At 69.6% G+C, this 18,423-nt stretch carries 17 protein-coding genes; 9 read left to right on the forward strand and 8 right to left on the reverse strand.

The window, feature by feature from the left end; genetic code table 11:
• Nucleotides 1-59: 59 nt before the first annotated feature.
• Nucleotides 60-1,190 carry a DNA polymerase III subunit beta gene (gene dnaN, locus DEJ43_RS18190; protein ID WP_015034855.1) on the reverse strand — a complete coding sequence of 377 codons (1,131 nt, stop codon included), beginning with the start codon at nt 1,188-1,190 and terminating at the stop codon, nt 60-62.
• 841 nt (nt 1,191-2,031) lie between these two features.
• Nucleotides 2,032-3,807 carry a chromosomal replication initiator protein DnaA gene (dnaA, locus tag DEJ43_RS18200; RefSeq protein WP_015034856.1) on the reverse strand — a complete coding sequence of 592 codons (1,776 nt, stop codon included), beginning with the start codon at nt 3,805-3,807 and terminating at the stop codon, nt 2,032-2,034.
• Nucleotides 3,808-4,203: 396 nt separating this feature from the next.
• On the opposite strand from dnaA, the gene rpmH reads away from it, so the two are divergent.
• The 9 genes from rpmH to DEJ43_RS18245 all read left to right on the forward strand — a co-directional run bounded on the left by rpmH (nt 4,204) and on the right by DEJ43_RS18245 (nt 10,949).
• A complete protein-coding gene (rpmH, locus tag DEJ43_RS18205) occupies nt 4,204-4,341 on the forward strand; it encodes a 50S ribosomal protein L34 (RefSeq protein WP_030205020.1) in 138 nt (45 codons plus the stop codon).
• Nucleotides 4,342-4,361: 20 nt separating this feature from the next.
• Nucleotides 4,362-4,733 (forward strand): ribonuclease P protein component, encoded by a 372-nt coding sequence (gene rnpA, locus DEJ43_RS18210; protein WP_071891391.1) that lies wholly within the window; start codon nt 4,362-4,364, stop codon nt 4,731-4,733.
• Nucleotides 4,730-5,056, forward strand: coding sequence for a membrane protein insertion efficiency factor YidD (gene yidD, locus DEJ43_RS18215; RefSeq protein WP_015034858.1), 327 nt, complete (start codon nt 4,730-4,732; stop codon nt 5,054-5,056). The genes rnpA and yidD overlap by 4 nt, the downstream gene beginning before the upstream one ends.
• A gap of 3 nt (nt 5,057-5,059) precedes the next feature.
• A complete protein-coding gene (gene yidC / locus DEJ43_RS18220) occupies nt 5,060-6,385 on the forward strand; it encodes a membrane protein insertase YidC (protein ID WP_015034859.1) in 1,326 nt (441 codons plus the stop codon).
• A gap of 29 nt (nt 6,386-6,414) precedes the next feature.
• Nucleotides 6,415-6,927, forward strand: a complete 513-nt coding sequence (locus DEJ43_RS18225; protein ID WP_015034860.1) for a Jag family protein — start codon at nt 6,415-6,417, stop codon at nt 6,925-6,927.
• Between the two features lie 117 nt (nt 6,928-7,044).
• Entirely contained in the window at nt 7,045-7,761 is a 717-nt protein-coding gene (gene rsmG / locus DEJ43_RS18230; protein ID WP_041662647.1) for a 16S rRNA (guanine(527)-N(7))-methyltransferase RsmG, read from the forward strand.
• A 236-nt stretch (nt 7,762-7,997) separates the two neighbouring features.
• Entirely contained in the window at nt 7,998-9,074 is a 1,077-nt protein-coding gene (locus DEJ43_RS18235) for a ParA family protein (RefSeq protein WP_078508685.1), read from the forward strand.
• On the forward strand, nt 9,071-10,171 hold the full coding sequence (locus tag DEJ43_RS18240) for a ParB/RepB/Spo0J family partition protein (protein ID WP_071891394.1): 1,101 nt from the start codon (nt 9,071-9,073) through the stop codon (nt 10,169-10,171). The genes DEJ43_RS18235 and DEJ43_RS18240 overlap by 4 nt, the downstream gene beginning before the upstream one ends.
• Nucleotides 10,172-10,331: 160 nt before the next feature.
• Complete coding sequence (locus DEJ43_RS18245; RefSeq protein WP_015034864.1) at nt 10,332-10,949, forward strand: GNAT family N-acetyltransferase; 618 nt, start codon at nt 10,332-10,334, stop codon at nt 10,947-10,949.
• A 113-nt stretch (nt 10,950-11,062) separates the two neighbouring features.
• On the opposite strand, the gene trxA is transcribed toward DEJ43_RS18245, so the two are convergent.
• The 6 genes from trxA to murJ all read right to left on the reverse strand — a co-directional run bounded on the left by trxA (nt 11,063) and on the right by murJ (nt 18,402).
• Complete coding sequence (gene trxA, locus DEJ43_RS18250; RefSeq protein ID WP_015034865.1) at nt 11,063-11,386, reverse strand: thioredoxin; 324 nt, start codon at nt 11,384-11,386, stop codon at nt 11,063-11,065.
• Between the two features lie 46 nt (nt 11,387-11,432).
• The gene (trxB, locus tag DEJ43_RS18255) at nt 11,433-12,398 is read right to left on the reverse strand and encodes a thioredoxin-disulfide reductase (RefSeq protein WP_015034866.1); all 966 of its coding nucleotides are present in this window, start codon (nt 12,396-12,398) and stop codon (nt 11,433-11,435) included.
• A gap of 139 nt (nt 12,399-12,537) precedes the next feature.
• Nucleotides 12,538-13,476 (reverse strand): anti-sigma factor, encoded by a 939-nt coding sequence (locus tag DEJ43_RS18260; protein ID WP_015034867.1) that lies wholly within the window; start codon nt 13,474-13,476, stop codon nt 12,538-12,540.
• Nucleotides 13,473-14,183 carry an RNA polymerase sigma factor SigM gene (gene sigM, locus DEJ43_RS18265; protein ID WP_041662652.1) on the reverse strand — a complete coding sequence of 237 codons (711 nt, stop codon included), beginning with the start codon at nt 14,181-14,183 and terminating at the stop codon, nt 13,473-13,475. Before sigM ends, DEJ43_RS18260 begins: the two co-directional genes overlap by 4 nt.
• Before the next feature lie 108 nt (nt 14,184-14,291).
• Entirely contained in the window at nt 14,292-16,016 is a 1,725-nt protein-coding gene (locus DEJ43_RS18270) for a protein kinase family protein (RefSeq protein ID WP_015034869.1), read from the reverse strand.
• 118 nt (nt 16,017-16,134) lie between these two features.
• The gene (gene murJ, locus DEJ43_RS18275) at nt 16,135-18,402 is read right to left on the reverse strand and encodes a murein biosynthesis integral membrane protein MurJ (RefSeq protein WP_015034870.1); all 2,268 of its coding nucleotides are present in this window, start codon (nt 18,400-18,402) and stop codon (nt 16,135-16,137) included.
• Between the last annotated feature and the right edge of the window lie 21 nt (nt 18,403-18,423).

An 18,423-nucleotide genomic window follows, 5' to 3' on the forward strand; every position in this document is an offset into this window, starting at 1 on the left:
CCGGACCCGGGTGCACACCTGTGGGGTCAGCCGCTCAGGCGACGCCCTGGAGCAGACGGTCAGCCGCTGAGGCGCACCGGCATGATCAGGTACTTGTACGCCTCGTCCGCCTCGGCGTCGAGCGCGGGCTTGCCGCTCAGCAGCGCCGGCTTCGTCGAGGTCGTGAAGGAGAGCTGGGCGACCGGGGAGTCGATCGCGCTCAGGCCGTCCAGGAGGAAGGTCGGGTTGAAGGCGATCGAGATGTCGTCGCCCTCCAGCTGCGCGTCGACCCGCTCCACAGCCTGTGCGTCGTCGCTGGAGCCGGCCTCCAGGATGAGCACGCCCTGCTCGAAGCTCAGCCGCACCGGGGTGTTGCGCTCGGCCACCAGGGCCACGCGCTTGACGGCCTCGACGAAGGGGGCGGTCTCGATCACCGCGACCGAGTTGAACTCGGTGGGGAAGAGCGTCCGGTACTTCGGCAGGTCGCCCTCGAGAAGGCGGGTGGTGGTGCGGCGGCCCGCGCCCTCGAAGCCGATGAGGCCCTCGCCCTTGCCGGAGCCCGAGAGCGCCAGGGTGACGGTGTCGCCGCTGGTCAGCGCCTTGGCGGTGTCCAGCAGGGTCTTCGCGGGCACCAGGGCGACCGCGGAGGCGTCCGGGGACTCCGGCTTCCACAGGAACTCGCGGACCGCGAAGCGGTAGCGGTCGGTGGAGGCCAGGGTGACCGTGTCGCCCTCGATCTCGATGCGCACACCGGTGAGGACGGGCAGCGTGTCGTCGCGGCCGGCGGCGATGGCCACCTGGGCGGCGGCGGAGGCGAAGACCTCGCCGGGGACGGTGCCGGTCGCGGTGGGCATCTCCGGCAGCGCCGGGTACTCCTCCACAGGCAGGGTGTGGAGGGTGAAGCGGGAGGAGCCGCAGACCACGGTCGCCCGTACACCGTCTGTGGAAATCTCCACGGGCCGGTTGGGGAGGGCGCGGCAGATGTCGGCGAGCAGTCGGCCGGAGACCAGGACGGTGCCGTCCTCCTCGACCTCCGCCTCGACGGAGACACGGGCCGAGACCTCGTAGTCGAAGCTCGAGAAGCTCAGTGCGCCGTCCTCGGCCTTCAGCAGAAGGCCCGCGAGGACGGGCGCCGGCGGACGGGCCGGGAGGCTGCGGGCCACCCAGGCCACCGCCTCGGCGAGTACGTCGCGCTCCACCCGGATCTTCACCGGAACCGCCTCCTGCTTGTTGCTGGCTCTTCGTCGACTGCGGGAACCAGTCTGACGTACGCCGCCGACACTCGGTGCTGCTCGGGGTCAAGTCGCGACGAGAGCGCGTCGGAGCTCCGGCGCCGAGTTGTGCACAGGTCCCACTTCGAAGCGAATTCCGGGCTAACTCTATGTGGGAGTAGTAGTAGGGCCTGTGGAAACGGTGGATAACGTCGTTTTCCCAGGTCAGGCCCGGTTTTTTGTCCACTGCGCCTGTGGGTGGAGTCGGTGGACAACCGGGGTGCTCTGTGGACACCCGAAAGTTCTGCACACCCGATACACAGGCCATGGGGAGTTCTCCCCAGCGCTGTCCCCAGCTTTACCCACGTTCCCCACAGCCCAACCGTCCCCCTTGGTGTGACGCCTTTCACTCGACGCGGTGAGAGGGGGTGATTCGTTGCCGAACAGTGGACAGGGGTGTGGAGAAGCTGTGGGCAACCAGGCCCTCCCTGTGGGTTGCCGGTGGACAACCCTTCGGACCCCCTGTGGACGAAAGATTCATCCACAGCCTGTGGAGATCTTTTACCAACAATTCCACAAGGGTCTGACCTGGGGTGATGATCAGTCAGCAGCCCAGCCTGTGGACACGATCCGGATAACTCGACAGTCCCCACCCTGTGGACGGGAGATCATCCCCCAATCTGTGGAGAACCCGCCACCGGAACGGAGTAATCGAACACTCCGCGCTCGTACACAGCTGTGCACAGCGAACAGAGGCGTCCCTTGGAGCGGGTCCGAGAACGCCGAAGGGCGCCCCAGGAGGAGTCCCGGGGCGCCCTTCAGGGGCTTCGACGGCCCTGTGTCAGCCGTTCTTGATGCGGTTGGTGAGCTCGGTGACCTGGTTGTAGATGGAGCGCCGCTCCGCCATCAGGGCCCGGATCTTCCGGTCCGCGTGCATCACCGTCGTATGGTCACGGCCGCCGAACTGCGCGCCGATCTTCGGCAGCGACAGGTCCGTGAGCTCACGGCACAGATACATGGCGATCTGCCGGGCCGTCACCAGCACGCGGCTGCGCGAGGATCCGCAGAGGTCCTCCACCGTCAGACCGAAGTAGTCGGCCGTGGCGGCCATGATCGCCGGCGCTGTGATCTCCGGCGAGGAGTCCTCGCCGCCCGGGATCAGGTCCTTGAGGACGATCTCGGTGAGCCCCAGGTCCACCGGCTGCCGGTTCAGGCTGGCGAAGGCCGTCACCCGGATCAGCGCGCCCTCCAGCTCACGGATGTTCCGCGAGATCCGGGAGGCGATGAACTCCAGCACCTCCGGCGGGGCGTTCAGCTGCTCCTGCACCGCCTTCTTGCGGAGGATCGCGATGCGCGTCTCCAGCTCGGGCGGCTGCACGTCGGTGGTGAGGCCCCACTCGAAGCGGTTCCGCAGCCGGTCCTCCAGGGTCACCAGCTGCTTGGGCGGCCGGTCCGAGGAGAGCACGATCTGCTTGTTCGCGTTGTGCAGGGTGTTGAAGGTGTGGAAGAACTCCTCCTGCGTCGACTCCTTGCTCGCGAGGAACTGGATGTCGTCGACGAGCAGGATGTCCACATCGCGGTAGCGCTTGCGGAAGGCGTCGCCCTTGCCGTCACGGATCGAGTTGATGAACTCGTTCGTGAACTCCTCGGAGCTCACGTACCGCACGCGCGTGCCGGGGTAGAGGCTCCGCGCGTAGTGTCCGATCGCGTGCAGCAGGTGGGTCTTGCCGAGGCCCGACTCCCCGTAGATGAAGAGCGGGTTGTACGCCTTCGCCGGCGCCTCGGCCACCGCGACCGCGGCGGCGTGGGCGAACCGGTTCGAGGAACCGATCACGAAGGTGTCGAAGAGGTACTTGGGGTTCAGCCGGGCGTGCTGCTCACCCGGAGCGCCGGAACCCTGCGCGGAGGAAGAGGAGCCGTGGCCGCCGCCCGGGACACCCATGGGACCGCCCGGCCGGGGGCCGGGGCGGGCACCGTGGTTCTGCGGGTCGGGCAGCTCGGCACGCTCGGGCCGCTGCTGCTCGTAGCCGCGGGTCGGCTCGTCGTAGCGCGACGGGCGGGACTGCTCGGGGCCGGTCGGGCCGGTGTACGGGGCCCGCTCCTGGTAGCCGCCGAGCCGGGGCTGCTGCCAGGACAGGTCCTCCTGCGTGCGCGGCCAGGCGCCGGGGTCGGGCCGCTGCTGCTGGTAGTCCGGGTAGGCGGGGCGCGCGGTGGGCAGGCCGTCGTCGGGCATCGGCCGATGGCCGTAGCCGTCGTACTTCTCGTACGGCTCGGGCTGCTGGCGCTCGTCGTAGCGGGACTGCTGCGGCTGCTGCACGGGGGGCGCCGGCGGGGTCGGCTCGCCGACGGAGTCGTCGACGGTGATCGCGATCCGGATCGGCCGGCCGCACTCACGGCTCAGGGTCTCGCTGATCAACGGGGCGAGCCGGCCCTCCAGGACCCGCTTGCCCCATTCGTTGGGCACGGCGAGGAGCGCCGTGTCGGCGACCAGGGCGAGCGGCTGGCAGCGCTCGATCCACTGCTTGTCCTTGGCCTCGATTCCCTGCTGACCCTCGGCGAGGAGCTGCTCGAGGACGCGTGGCCACACTGCGGCAAGATCAGCAGGAACGTCAGCCACAGGGCACGCTTTCTCGCAGGTCCCCTGATGGTGTGGTTCTCGGGGACGGTGGGTCGATGTCCGTGAGGACAGAACCCGTGAGGACAGGTAAGGACAGAACGGAAAAGATTGTGGAGTCCATCCACGGTAGTCGCGCCGGATGACGTGGTTCAAGTTGTTGTCCACAGCCTGTGCACAATGGGGGGTGGCGACAGGTCGGTTTGACCGGATGGCGTAGCCGCGCGTACCGTAACCAGGTCGAGTTGTCGATGGCTGCTGCCGCCTGCCTCCGATGGGCAAAGATCACGGTCAGTGATCGTGAAGCGGTGCACTCGGGCGTATTGCGAGCTACTCGTGGGCGCACGGTGACAGCCAGGCGATGTCCCGCCATCTACGAATCATTTCTGGAGCCCCCGAGTGAGCAAGCGCACCTTCCAGCCGAACAACCGTCGTCGCGCCAAGACCCACGGCTTCCGCCTGCGGATGCGTACGCGTGCCGGCCGAGCCATCCTTGCGAACCGTCGTTCCAAGGGTCGCTCTGAGCTGTCCGCCTGATCCGCTAAACGGGTCATGACGTGCTGCCTACCGACAATCGGCTGAGGCGGCGCGAGGACTTCGCAACCGCGGTACGCCGAGGGCGCCGGGCCGGTCGCCCGCTCCTCGTCGTCCACCTACGCAGCGGTGCATCGAACCCGCACGCGCCTGGGGAGAGCGCTCCCCCGTCGCGTGCGGGTTTCGTCGTGAGCAAGGCCGTGGGCGGTGCGGTCGTACGCAACCAAGTGAAGCGTCGTCTGCGCCACCTCGTCCGCGACCGGCTCGCCGAGCTGCCCCCCGGTAGCCTGGTGGTCGTACGGGCGTTGCCCGGAGCCGGCGACGCCGACCACGCACAGCTGGCCCGAGACCTGGACGCCGCTCTCCAGCGGCTGCTGGGAGGGGGCGCGCGATGAAGTACCCGCTGCTGGCTCTCATCAAGCTGTATCAGTGGACGATCAGCCCGCTTCTCGGGCCCGTCTGCCGGTACTACCCGTCGTGTTCCCACTACGGATTCACGGCCATCGACCGGCATGGCGCGATCAAGGGCACGGCCCTGACCGCCTGGCGGATCCTGCGGTGCAACCCGTGGTCGCCCGGCGGTGTGGACCATGTCCCCCCGCGTAAGCGCCCCCGCTGGCACGAAATGCTGAGGAACGCGCTGCGCGGCGACAAGGGCGGGTCCACCGCCGAGACGAGCCCGGCCGCAGAGACCTCGCCCAATGCTCAAGGAGCCTGATTAGTGGACACGATTGCCAGTCTGTTCAGCTTCATCACCACACCTGTCTCATGGGTGATCGTCCAGTTCCACAAGGTGTACGGGGCGATCTTCGGCCCTGACACGGGCTGGGCCTGGGGCCTGTCCATCGTGTCCCTCGTGGTGCTGATCCGTATCTGTCTGATCCCGCTGTTCGTCAAGCAGATCAAGTCGACCCGGAACATGCAGGCGCTCCAGCCGAAGATGAAGGCGATCCAGGAGCGCTACAAGAGCGACAAGCAGCGTCAGTCCGAAGAGATGATGAAGCTGTACAAGGAGACGGGTACCAACCCGCTCTCCTCGTGCCTTCCCATCCTGGCGCAGTCGCCGTTCTTCTTCGCCCTCTACCACGTGCTCTCCAGCATCGCCTCGGGCAAGACGATCGGCGTCATCGACGACTCGCTGCTCGCCAGCGCCCGTCAGGCACACATCTTCGGCGCCCCGCTCGCCTCGAAGTTCACGGACAGCGCCGCCGAGGTCGCCGCGCTCGACGCCTCGCTGACCTCGGTCCGCATCGTCACCGCGATCATGATCGTCCTGATGTCGGCCTCGCAGTTCTTCACCCAGCGCCAGCTGATGATGAAGAACGTCGACCTCTCGGTGAAGACCCCGTACATGCAGCAGCAGAAGATGCTCATGTACATCTTTCCGGTGATCTTCGCCGTCATGGGCATCAACTTCCCCGTCGGTGTCCTCGTCTACTGGCTGACCACCAACGTGTGGACCATGGGCCAGCAGATGTACGTGATCAACCAGAACCCGACCCCGGGCAGCAAGGCGCAGGACTCCTACCTCCAGCGCCTGCTGAAGAGCGTCACGCAGCACGGTGAGGTCCGCGGCCGCCGCCGCAAGAACATCGTCAAGGTGATCGTCGCCAAGGGCAGCGACCGCAACGAGAACGAGCGCCGCTTCTTCGCGGGCCTGAGCAAGGCCGGCTTCGCCGCCCAGGCCGACGGCACCGTGATCAAGAGCGACACGCTCGTGGCCGACGCCGAGGGTGGCGTCGCCACCGCCAAGCGTCAGCAGCCCAAGCGCCAGACCAAGTCCCAGCGTCAGGCCGCGGCCCAGCACGCCGTGACGAAGGACGCAGAGGAAGGCTCGGAGCCGGCCGCCGAAGCGGCGCCGACCACCTCCCTCGAGAAGAAGCCCCAGGGCACGGCCAAGGCCACCGCGAAGGACGAGCCGAAGGACGAGGCACAGGGCGACAAGCCCGCGCGTCCGAGCCGCGCCAACTCCGGCGGCTCCCGTCAGGGCAAGTCCGGTCAGCGCAAGGGCCAGCAGCGGCCCAAGCACCCGTCCTCCAAGAAGTAAGCCTCGTCGAAGCAAGAAGGAGTCCATCCGTGACGGAAGGCACCACCTCCGCCGCCGCCGAGGGTGGCGACACCCTGACCCGCCTGGAGCAGGAGGGTGAGATCGCGGCCGACTACCTCGAAGGCCTGCTCGACATCGCCGACCTCGACGGCGACATCGACATGGACGTCGAGGCGGACCGGGCCGCGGTCTCGATCATCAGCGACTCCAGCAGCCGTGAGCTGCAGAAGCTCGTGGGTCGTGACGGCGAGGTCCTGGAGGCCCTCCAGGAGCTGACCCGACTGGCCGTGCACCGCGAGACCGGTGACCGCAGCCGTCTGATGCTCGACATCGCCGGCTTCCGCGCCAAGAAGCGCGCCGAACTCGCCGAGCTGGGCGCCAAGGCCGCGGTCGAGGTGAAGTCGACCGGACAGCCGGTCAAGCTGGACCCGATGACGCCGTTCGAGCGCAAGGTCGTGCATGACGCGATCGCCGCCGCCGGTCTGCGCAGCGAGTCCGAGGGCGAGGAGCCGCAGCGCTTCGTCGTTGTGCTCCCGGCCTGACCCCTCACGTAGTGTCGGCCCCGTCTGTTCGCAGGCGGGGCCGATCTTTGTCAGCCTGATAGTCAGCCACCACAGTGCGCTCGCACGCGACGCGTGCGGTACGGAAGGACGGTTCCCGTGACGGAGGAAGCGGAGCTCCCCGAGGCTCCGGAGCAGGCCCGGACAGTCTTCGGCGAGTACTTCCCGGAGGCCGTGCGGTACGCCGAGCTCCTCGCGGACGCCGGTGTGAAGCGGGGCCTGATCGGGCCACGTGAGGTGCCGCGTCTGTGGGAGCGCCATCTGCTGAACTGCGCCGTCCTCTCGGAGGTCGTCCCCGAGGGCGTCACCGTCTGCGACGTGGGCTCGGGTGCCGGCCTTCCCGGTATCCCCCTGGCCCTGGTACGCCCCGATCTGAAGATCACGCTCCTGGAGCCCCTTCTCCGCCGGACGAACTTCCTCCAGGAGGTCGTCGAGCTGCTCGGTCTCGACCATGTGACCGTGGTCCGGGGCCGCGCCGAGGAGATGCTCGGCAAGATCACGCCCGTGCACGTGGTGACCGCCCGCGCGGTGGCCCCCCTCGACCGGCTGGCCGGCTGGGGAGTCCCCCTGCTGCGCCCGTACGGCGAGATGCTGGCGCTCAAGGGCGACACTGCGGAGGAGGAGATCACCGGTGCTCGCGCCGCGCTCTCCCGCCTCGGTGTGGTGGAGACCTCTGTGATGCAGGTGGGCGAGGGGATCGTCGATCCGCTCTCCACGGTCGTCCGGGTGGAGGTCGGCGAGAGCCCCGGTGGTGTGCGGTTCGCGGCCAAGAGGGCCAAGGCGGCCAGGACGAGCAAGACCCGCCGACGCCGCTGAGCGTCGCATACGCACCATTTCGGAGTGTCGAACGGTCCCGGCCGGGCAGCGGGGGCATGGTGTTTCACGTGAAACGTCGCTCACTGCTGCAGGGGATCATCAGCCGCGGTCGCGCGGCTGCCACGCCCCGGGACCGTAAACCCCGCGTGACGCCACCCGCGAGGGTTACGGAGTTGTCCACAGAGGTGGATTCACCCACAGAACCACCGACCTCGCTGGTTCACGACCCCGAAAGCATGGCAGGCTCTCCCCATCGCGAGCCTGAAGCCGAGGAGAGTGAATCCTTGCGGTCCGACGCCAACATCGCGGGACCGATGACCGATCCGGTCCCCGGTCCCCGAACCGAATCGGCGGGGGAGGATGTTTCACGTGAAACACCGCCCCCGATGGACGACACCCCCATTGGTCGTGCTGCCCAGCTGGCAGTAGAGGCGCTGGGTCGTGCCGGTGAGGGACTTCCCCGCCCGGCGCAGACTCGCGTGATGGTGGTCGCCAACCAGAAGGGCGGCGTGGGCAAGACGACCACGACGGTCAACCTTGCCGCGTCCTTGGCCCTGCACGGGGCCCGGGTCCTGGTCATCGACCTGGACCCCCAGGGCAACGCCTCCACGGCGCTCGGTATCGACCACCACGCCGAGGTCCCCTCCATCTACGACGTCCTCGTGGACAGCAAGCCGCTCTCCGAAGTGGTGCAGCCCGTCACGGACGTCGAGGGTCTCTTCTGCGCCCCCGCCACCATCGATCTCGCCGGTGCGGAGATCGAGCTGGTGTCGCTGGTGGCCCGTGAGAGCCGCCTGCAGCGGGCGATCCAGGCCTACGAGCAGCCGCTCGACTACATCCTGATCGACTGCCCGCCCTCGCTCGGCCTCCTCACGGTCAACGCCATGGTGGCCGGAGCCGAGGTGCTCATCCCGATCCAGTGCGAGTACTACGCACTGGAGGGACTCGGTCAGCTCCTGCGGAACGTGGACCTGGTGCGGGGACACCTCAACCCCGCGCTCCATGTCTCGACGATCCTGCTCACCATGTACGACGGCCGGACGAGGCTCGCCTCCCAGGTCGCCGACGAGGTGCGCACGCACTTCGCCGAGGAGGTGCTGCGGACCAGCATTCCGAGGTCCGTCCGCATCTCGGAGGCCCCGAGCTACGGGCAGACGGTGCTCACCTACGACCCGGGCTCCAGCGGCGCCCTGTCGTACCTCGAAGCGGCCCGCGAGATCGCCCTGCGGGGGGTCGCCGTGCACTATGACCCGCAGCACGCCCACGTAGGGCAGCAGAACAACCAGCGCAACATGTCGGAGGGGATCCAGTGAGTGAGCGACGTAGGGGATTGGGGCGTGGGCTCGGTGCGCTGATCCCCGCTGCTCCCCAGGAACGGCAGGCGCCGTCGGTCGGTGCGGGTGCGGGCTCCGCGAGTGCGGTTCCCGGCATGGCCCCGGATCGGGGAGTGGCTGCCGCGAAGCTGGCGACGCTCCCGCAGAGTGCGAAGTCCCCTGAGGCCGCGCTGTCGTGGACCGAGCCGGAGCCGGCGGCCGTACCGGAGTCCCCCGCCGGGGCGCACTTCGCGGAGCTGCCGCTCGACAGCATCACGCCCAACCCGCGCCAGCCCCGTGAGGTCTTCGACGAGGACGCCCTGGCCGAGCTGGTCACCTCCATCAAGGAGGTCGGTCTGCTGCAGCCCGTGGTCGTGCGCAGGGCCGGCACCGACCGCTACGAGCTCATCATGGGCGAGCGGCGTTGGAGGGCCTGCCGGGAGGCCGGTCTGGAGCGGATCCCGGCGATCGTCCGGGACACCGAGGACGAGAAGCTTCTGCTGGACGCCCTCCTGGAGAACCTCCACCGGGCCCAGCTGAACCCGCTGGAGGAAGCGGCCGCCTACGACCAGCTGCTCAAGGACTTCCACTGCACCCATGACCAGCTGGCCGACCGGATCGGGCGCTCGCGCCCCCAGGTCTCCAACACGCTGCGTCTGCTGCGTCTCTCGCCGCCGGTGCAGCGCCGGGTCGCCGCCGGAGTCATCTCCGCCGGACACGCCCGTGCGCTCCTCGCGGTGGAGGAGCCGGAGGCCCAGGACAAGCTGGCGTACCGGATCGTGGCCGAGGGCCTCTCGGTGCGTGCGGTCGAGGAGATCGTCACGCTGATGGCCTCGGAGCCCGCCTCCCCGGTCAAGCCGAAGGGGCCGCGTGCCGGCGGCCGTGTCTCGCCCGCGCTGACGGATCTCGCCTCCCGGCTCTCGGACCGCTTCGAGACCCGGGTGAAGGTCGACCTCGGTCAGAAGAAGGGAAAGATCGTCGTCGAGTTCGCCTCGATGGAGGATCTGGACCGCATCCTCTCGACCCTGGCCCCCGGCGAGGGGCGGGTCATGGACCAGAAGAACACCAACGAGAACGCCGAGGACGCCGAGGGCTGATCCCTCCCGTTCGCTGAGGCCGCCCAGGGCGGGCCGTGCTCCGGTCTTCACCGGAACACGGCCCGCCCTTTGCCTGTGAGCGGTGTCTTCCGGATGGGCCGATCGATACGATTCCAAGAGGCGTATCCGTGCTCGGTGGCGAGGGAAGTGAGGAGCGGCCGTGGGGCGTCGGCTCGTACCGCTCACGCTGGACAACCTGCCGGACCTGCCCAAGCGGTGCCGCTCCTGTGTCTTCTGGGAGCTTGACCCGGTCAGCGGGGAAGCGGCGGTGAAGGCGGGGCGTCCGGAGCTGGAGAAGGAGGCCTGGATCTCGGGCGTTCTCCTGGAGTGGGGGTCGTGCGGCAGGGTCGTCTATGTCGACGACGTGCCGGTGGGCTATGTGCTCTACGCTCCCCCGGCCTATGTGCCGCGCTCGACGGCCTTCCCGACCAGTCCCGTGGCCGCAGATGCCGCGCAGTTGATGACGGCGTGGATCATGCCCGCGTACCAGGGACAGGGGCTCGGCCGGGTGGTCGTTCAGACGGTCGCCAAGGATCTGCTGCGGCGGGGCTTCAAGGCGATCGAGGCGTTCGGGGACGCCCGGTGGAAGGAGCCCGCCTGTGTCCTTCCCGCCGATCATCTGCTGGCGGTGGGCTTCAAGACGGTGCGGCCGCACCCCGCCTTCCCCCGGCTGAGGCTGGAACTCCGGACGACGCTCTCCTGGAAGGAGGACGTCGAGATGGCCCTCGACCGACTCCTCGGCGCCGTGCAGAAGGAACCCGTCCTGCGGCCGCTCTGACATCCCGCGCTGGGACATCCGGACATGCGAACGGCCCGCCCCTTCCCGGGGCGGGCCGCTGCTGTTTCACGTGAAACATCGCTCGCTGTTTCACGTGAAACAGCGGGAGAGCATCAGGCCTCGACGAAGTCCGCGAGGTCGCGCAGGATCGCGGCCTTCGGCTTGGCGCCGACGATGGTCTTCACGACCTCGCCGCCCTGGTAGACGTTCAGCGTCGGGATGGACATGACGCCGTACTTCGCAGCCGTGGCCGGGTTCTCGTCGATGTTGAGCTTCACGACCTCGATCTCGCCGTGCTCGGCGGCGATGGCCTCAAGCGACGGGGCGATCTGGCGGCACGGGCCGCACCAAGCGGCCCAGAAGTCCACCAGCACGGGCTTGTCGCTCTTGAGGACGTCCTCTTCGAAGGAAGCGTCGGTCACAGTCTTCAGGGCCACAGCGGCCTCCTTGATCTCGCGGGGGTGTGGGTTGAGGAGAGAGGGGTCAGACCGCGGGGGTCTCGGCCAGCTTCTCGCTGTCGGCGAGGGCGGCCAGGAAGCGCTCGGCGTCCAGCGCGGCGGAGCAGCCGGTGCCGGCGGCCGTGATGGCCTGACGGTAGGTGTGGTCGACGACGTCACCGGCGCCGAAGACACCCGTGAGGTTCGTCCGCGTCGACGGGGCGGCGACCTTGAGGTAGCCCTCCTCGTCGAGGTCCAGCTGGCCCTTGAAGAGCTCCGTCCGCGGGTCGTGGCCCACGGCGATGAAGAGGCCGGTGACGGGCAGCGCGCGGGTCTCGCCGGTCTTGGTGTCGCGCAGGGTCACACCGCTGAGCTTCTGGTCGCCGTGGATCTCGGTGACCTCGCTGTCCCAGGCGAAGGAGATCTTCGGGTCGGCGAAGGCGCGCTCCTGCATGGCCTTGGAGGCACGCAGGGTGTCGCGGCGGTGGACGATGGTGACGGACTTGGCGAAGCGCGAGAGGAAGGTCGCCTCCTCGATCGCGGTGTCGCCGCCGCCGACGACGGCGATGTCCTGGTCCTTGAAGAAGAACCCGTCGCAGGTGGCGCACCAGGAGACACCGCGGCCGGAGAGCGTGTCCTCGTTCGGGAGGCCGAGCTTGCGGTGCTGGGAGCCGGTGGTGACGATGACGGCCTTGGCGCGGTGCACGGTGCCGGCGGTGTCGGTGACGGTCTTGATCTCACCGGTGAGGTCCACGGCGATCACGTCGTCGGGGACGAGCTCGGCACCGAAGCGCTCGGCCTGGGCGCGCATGTTGTCCATGAGGTCCGGGCCCATGATGCCGTCACGGAAGCCGGGGAAGTTCTCGACCTCGGTCGTGTTCATCAGGGCGCCACCGGCGGTGACGGCACCTTCGAAGACCAGGGGGTTCAGCGACGCTCGGGCGGTGTAGAGCGCAGCGGTGTAACCCGCGGGCCCGGAGCCGATGATGATCACGTTACGGACGTCGCTCACGGGTTTCTTCCTCGTCTCTGCAGACTGCCACTGCCTACGGGGGCGCTTGTCTCGGTCACTCTCACCCCACCCAACGGATCCTAAGGGGCGTACATTCCCGAGACCGCCTTGCGGCACCCATGCCGGACGGGACGCGAGGTCAGGAGCGTGGGTAGGTCTCGCTGAAGAGAACATCGGCGGCGGGGGTTCCGTTGCCGGCGCTCCGGTTCGCGCAGGAGGCGTCGAGCACATAGGCCTGGACCCGGGCGCTGTCCGCGGGGTCGGTGAGGACCAGGAGATAGGCGGGCGTGCCCTGGTACTCGCCCCGTTCGTGGCCGAGGACCGCGTCGGTCCGGCCGGTGCCGGCCAGGACACAGCCGGGGACAGTGGTGTCCCTGTTCCGCGCGGAGGGAGGGGTGCTCGCCTCCGCGGACATCGACTCGGGGCCGATGCCCTGGGGTGTCGTGACAGCGCCGCCGTCGGCCAGGAGCGCGTGCACCCGGTCCTCGACCGGAGCGCCCGAGAAGGGGCTGAGGACCGCTGCGGCGGCCGAATCGGCCTTCTTGGTGTCGGCGGCCTCGCCACCGGCGGTGACGTTGCCAGCCTGGCTGAGGTACAAGCTCGTGCCGAGGATCACGGCGCCGAAAGCGGCGCCCAGTGTCGAGAACAGGGCGATCCGCCGACGGCGGGGCCGCTTGGTGCGGCCGGGACCGGTGGCGGCGCCGGAGCGGCCCTCGGGGCGGTCGGCGACGGGGCGGGGAGCGACGGAGGGAACCGTCTCCGACGGGGTACGCGATGTTTCACGTGAAACAGCGCCGTCGTCCTCCGGGGTGGTCGCATGGAGAAGCGCCTCGGCGGCGAGGGCGGCATCGATCCGGCCGGCGATCTCGGCGGGCATCCGGGGCGGCCCCGGCAAGGTGCCGAGCAGACCGCGGATCTCCTCCAGCGAGGTCCGTACGTCCGCACAGAGAGGGCAGCCGTCCACGTGCCGCCGCACCGCCGCGGAACGGGTCGGTGAGAGGAGCCCCTCGGCCAGGTCGGAGATCTCCGAGACGTCCGGGTGCTGTGTGGTGTCGGCCCTGCCGGCCGTGGAAGTCACGTGCGCCCACCTCCGCCCTTCACAGCAGCTGGATCAGTCGGTCCGGTGTCCGTCGGCCCCGGCACCGGTGGGACGGATGCCCCCGGCGTCCGGTTCCTTCCCCCATCGGGGGCTTCGTTACCCACGGTGTCGGCGCGCAGATGAGTGACCATCGGAAGCAGCCGTGCGCGCCCGCGCGCGCAGCGGCTCTTCACGGTGCCGGTGGGGACGCCGAGGATACGGGCCGCCTCCGCGACCGGGTATCCCTGCATGTCGACCAGGACGAGCGCGGTGCGCTGGTCGGCGGGGATGGACGCGAGCGCGGCGAGGACCTGCCGGTGGAGGTCCTGACGCTCCACGGGCGCTTCGGCGGACTCGTGGGGATCGAGGAGCTGCTCCAGGCGGTCGGTGTCGTCGACGGGAGAGGTCCTGCGGGAGGCCGCCTTGCGTGCACGGTCGAGACAGGCGTTCACCGTGATGCGGTGGAGCCAGGTCGTGACGGCCGACTGGCCACGGAAGGTGTGGGCGGCCCGGAAGGCCGAGAGCAGGGCGTCCTGGACGGCGTCGGCGGCCTCCTCGCGGTCCCCCAGCGTGCGCAGGGCCACCGCCCACAGGCGGTCGCGGTGTCGCCGTACGAGCTCACCGAAGGCGTCGGGGTCCCCGGCGACATGGCGCGCCAGAAGATCCTGGTCCGTCGCCGTCCGGGGATCGTCAGCCGCTGGTGCCACGGTTCCCCTCCTCGCTCGGCAGCCGTGCACGCATTCAATCCGGTCCGTGCCCGGAAGTAAATGAGCGCCGAGCTGGGCTCGGCGCTCATCGGTGGACATGATCGGCGGCTAAGGGGCGGTCCCCTGGAAGGACAGGTTGGTGATGGCCTGCTTGTAGCCGGATCCGAAGTACTGGTCGCCACCGGAGTGCGGCACGGAGGTCATCCAGAGCAGCACGTAGCGGGTCTTGACCGGTGTCTTGGTCTCCAGCTTCGCCGTCGAATCCGAGGTCTCCACGTCGGCGATCTTCTTCATGGAGTCCGGGGTGCCGGAGGGCGACAGCGAGTCGGCCGCGTACAGGCTGATCGCGGTGCTCGGACCGCCGTAGCGGAGCGCTATGGAGGCGGAGGAGACGTTCTGCTCGCTCCCGAGGTCGTAGACGATCCCGACGCCCTGCTTGTACGGCGCCAGGACGGGGCCGGCGCGGAAGGTCTTGGTACGCCAGTACGAGGAGCTGTCGCCGTCGTAGGTGTTGCCGACGCCGTCGGAGTTCTGCGGCAGCCCGTCGGGCGCGTACTCCTCGGCCGACCGGATCGAGAGCGGCTTGGGCGGCTCGGGCTTCTCGTCGTCGACCGTCGGGGACGTGCTCGGGGGCTTGGGCGTGCTGTCCTGGCCGAGCAGCCGGTCGGCGATCTGCCAGCTGCCGAGTCCCAGGGCGGCGATCAGCAGGGCCGAGACGGCCCACTTCAACGCCTTGCCGGTACGGCTCTGCAGCGGGGGCGGCGGGACGACCACGGGCTGGGTGACCACGGGGCGGGCCTGAGGGCGCCCGTACGTGCCCTGCTGATAGGTCGTGCGCTGGTACTCGGGCGGGGCGGTGAACTCGGGCTCCGGCGGCTTCACACGGGGCATCGCCGCCACGGCCTTGGCCAGCTCGTCCGGAGTGGTGCAGGGCGGCTCCTGCCGCGAGGCGGTGGCCCCGTCGTTGGCCAGGGCGCGCATGGCGATCTCGGAGAGGCCCCGGTGGACCCCGGCGCGGACCTGGTCGGGCGGAAGCAGCCCGACCCCCTTGGGCAGCCCGGAGAGCCCGTGGGCGTCGCTGTCGTACGGCCAGCGCTGGGTGAGCGCCGCGTACAGGAGGGCGCCGATGGCCTCCGTGTCGGTGCGCTGGGGCCGTTCGGCGGTGATGCCGCGCAGGGCGGCGTTCACGGCGAGCCCGCGGATCCGGTACTGGCCGGTGGAGCTGCGCAGGACGGCGCTCGGCGTGAGCCGGAGGTGGGCGAGGCCTTCGCGGTGCGCGGCGGCCATGGCCTGGGAGACCTGGCTGACGAGCTGGTAGGCGTCGTGGGGCTCCAGCGGGCCGGCCGCGAGCAGCGTGGTCAGTTCGGTGGAGTCGGGCAGCCACTCGTGCACGACGTACACGAGGTCGTTCTCCTCGACGGCGTCGAGGACCTGGACGAAACGCGGATCGCCGAGCAGGGCCGAGGAGCGGGCCGCGGCGAGGACCGAGCGGGCCCTGGGGTGGTCGGCGGGCAGCAGATGGACCCCGACGGCACGCCGCAGTTTCTCGTCGACGGCACGCCAGCTGCTGAAGCCGTCCAGACGGGTGACGCACTCCTCCAGCCGGTAGCGTCTGGCCAGCTTGTGGCCGCTGTGCAGCTCGGGAGCCGTGATCGAGGGCTGTTCGCCGCTCTGTCGTTCGACCGCCTTCTTCTCCGTGGCCTCGGCGGAGTTCTCCGCCGTCTTCTGCTTGTCCGCCACCCCGTCGGTCGCGGCCGTGTCCGCCTTGGCGGTCAGCGGGTCGTCACCGCTGTTGTCGGCCACGTCGACGGCAGCCGTGCTACGTTCCGCCACCGTCGTTCCTGCCTCCCCATCCGTTGCGCCACATCCAACAGCCAAGCCAATTGTGCCCACAGTCGGACGCTATGCACGACACGCGGTTCCCCCCGATGGTTGCGCGGGATCCGCCGGTTCAGCGTCCCAGGCGTCCGCGCACCATCCCGACCAGGGTGTTCAGCTCCGCGATCCGCATGCGCTTGGCCGCGACGAAGAAGACACCGAGGAGCACCGCTCCGCCGACGAGCAGGGCGACGAGCGAGCCCAACGCGCCCTCGCCGAGCAGCTTCAGCAGGCCGAAGCCGACGGCGCCGGCGACGATCGCGGCGGGCACCGAGGCCATGCAGAGACGGGCGTAGGTGCGCAGTACCTGGGTGCCGTCCAGGTCGCCTCCGAGGCGCTTGCTGAGGCGGCGCCAGGCGATGCCGACGCCGACGGCGTAGGCGAGCCCGTACGAGGCCGCCATGCCGACGACGGCCCAGCGGGCCGGCAGGACCACGTAACAGACGGCCGAGGCGGCCGCGTTGACGGCCGCGACGATGACCGTGTTGTAGAAGGGCGTCCGGGTGTCCTCGTAGGCGTAGAAGCCACGGAGCACGACGTACTGGACGGAGTAGGGGATCAGGCCGAGGCCGAAGGCCATCAGGATGAAGCCCATGCCCTGCGCGGCCTGGATACCGCTGGATGCGTACAGCAGGGTGCACATCGGGACGCCGAGTGCCAGGAAGGCGAAGGAGACCGGGACGATCGCGACGGCCGAGTTGCGCAGGCCCTGCGAGATGTCGTCGCGGACGGCACCGGGGTCGTCGTCGTGGGCGGCCCGGGAGATCCGCGGCAGCAGGGCGGCCATGACGGAGACCGTGATGATGGCCTGCGGCATGCCCCAGATCAGCTGGGCGTTCGAGTAGGCGAGGAAGCCGGCGCCGCTCTGGCCGGACTCCTCACCGGCCGCGGTGGCGAGCTGGGTGACGACCAGGACGCCCGCCTGGTTGGCGAGGACGAAGAGCACCGTCCACTTGGCGAGCTTGACCGTCTTGCCGAGTCCGTGGCCCTTCCAGTCGAAGCGGGGCCGGAAGCGGAAGCCCGTCTCGCGCAGGTACGGGATCATGGCCAGGGCCTGGACGACGAGTCCGAGGAGGGTGCCGATGCCGAGCAGGCGGATGCCGTCGTCCGGGATGGTCTGCACACCCATGTGGGACTCGGCGGAGGTGCCGTAGACCCAGATGAACAGGCCGAAGGTGACGATCATGACGATGTTGTTGAGGACCGGGGTCCACATCATCGCGCCGAACTTGCCGCGCGCGTTGAGGATCTGACCCATCACCACGTGCACGCCCATGAAGAAGATCGTGGGCAGGCAGTAGCGGGCGAAGGTCACGGCCACGCTGTTGGCGGCCGCGTCGTCGGCGATGGTGTTCGACATCAGCCGGATCAGCAGCGGCGCCGCGAAGACGGCGAGGACCACGATCGCGCCGAGCGCCACCATGACCAGGGTGAGCAGGCGGTTGGCGTAGGCCTCGCCGCCGTCCTCGTCGTTCTTCATCGAGCGGACGAGCTGCGGGACGAAGACCGAGTTGAGGCCGCCGCCGACGGTGAGGATGTAGATCATCGTCGGCAGGGTGTAGGCGATGGTGAAGGTGTCACCCAGCAGGGCGGCCCCCAGCGCGCCGGTGATGACGAGGCTGCGGACGAAGCCGGTGAGCCGGGAGACCAGGGTGCCGGCGGCCATCACCGCGCTCGACTTCAGCAGTCCGGACGCACGGCCGGTCTTCTTGGGGGCGGGGGCGGGCATGGGGTCCGGCTCCGGAGCGGGCGGGGGGACCTGGCCGGGCGTCTGCTGGTCCCGGTAGAGGTGCGCGAAGGCGTCCGTCTCGGGCTCCTCCTCGCCGGCCCGGGTCACCAGGTCGTCGACGCCGGTGAACTGGACCGTGCGCGGGTCGTCGCCGTACGGCAGGTGGCGTGAGGGGCCGTCGGGCTCCGGCGCGGGGGTCTGCGCCCACACCCGGGGGTCGGGGGCGTGCGGGGGCGCGGCCGGCTGCTGGTAGAGCGGCTGCGGCTCCTGATAGGTGCCGGGCGGGGGCGGCGGGTGCGCGGCGCGGTCGTAGAGCGCCTCGGTCACGGGGTCCTGCGCGGACAGGTCCTGCGCCCGGTAGGGATCGTGGGCGAAGGCGTCCTGGACGTAGGGGTCCTGGGCGTACGGGTTCTGCGTGGCGGCGTCCTGGGCGTACGGGTCCTGTGCGTAGGGGGCCTGCGCGTAGGGCGCGTGCCCCTGCGGGCCGGGAGCGCCCTGCTGCGGGGGCGGCACCGGCGGGTAGCCGGTGCCGGGGGGTGCCGCGGGCGTCCCACCGGACGGCTCGGTGCCACCCGCGCCCTGGCCGCGGTCACCGTCGTACGGCGCGTTCATGGTTACCCCACCTCATCGTCC

Origin of the sequence: Streptomyces venezuelae ATCC 10712 (genome assembly GCF_008639165.1) — a bacterium.
GTDB classification, from domain to species: Bacteria; Actinomycetota; Actinomycetes; order Streptomycetales; family Streptomycetaceae; genus Streptomyces; species Streptomyces venezuelae.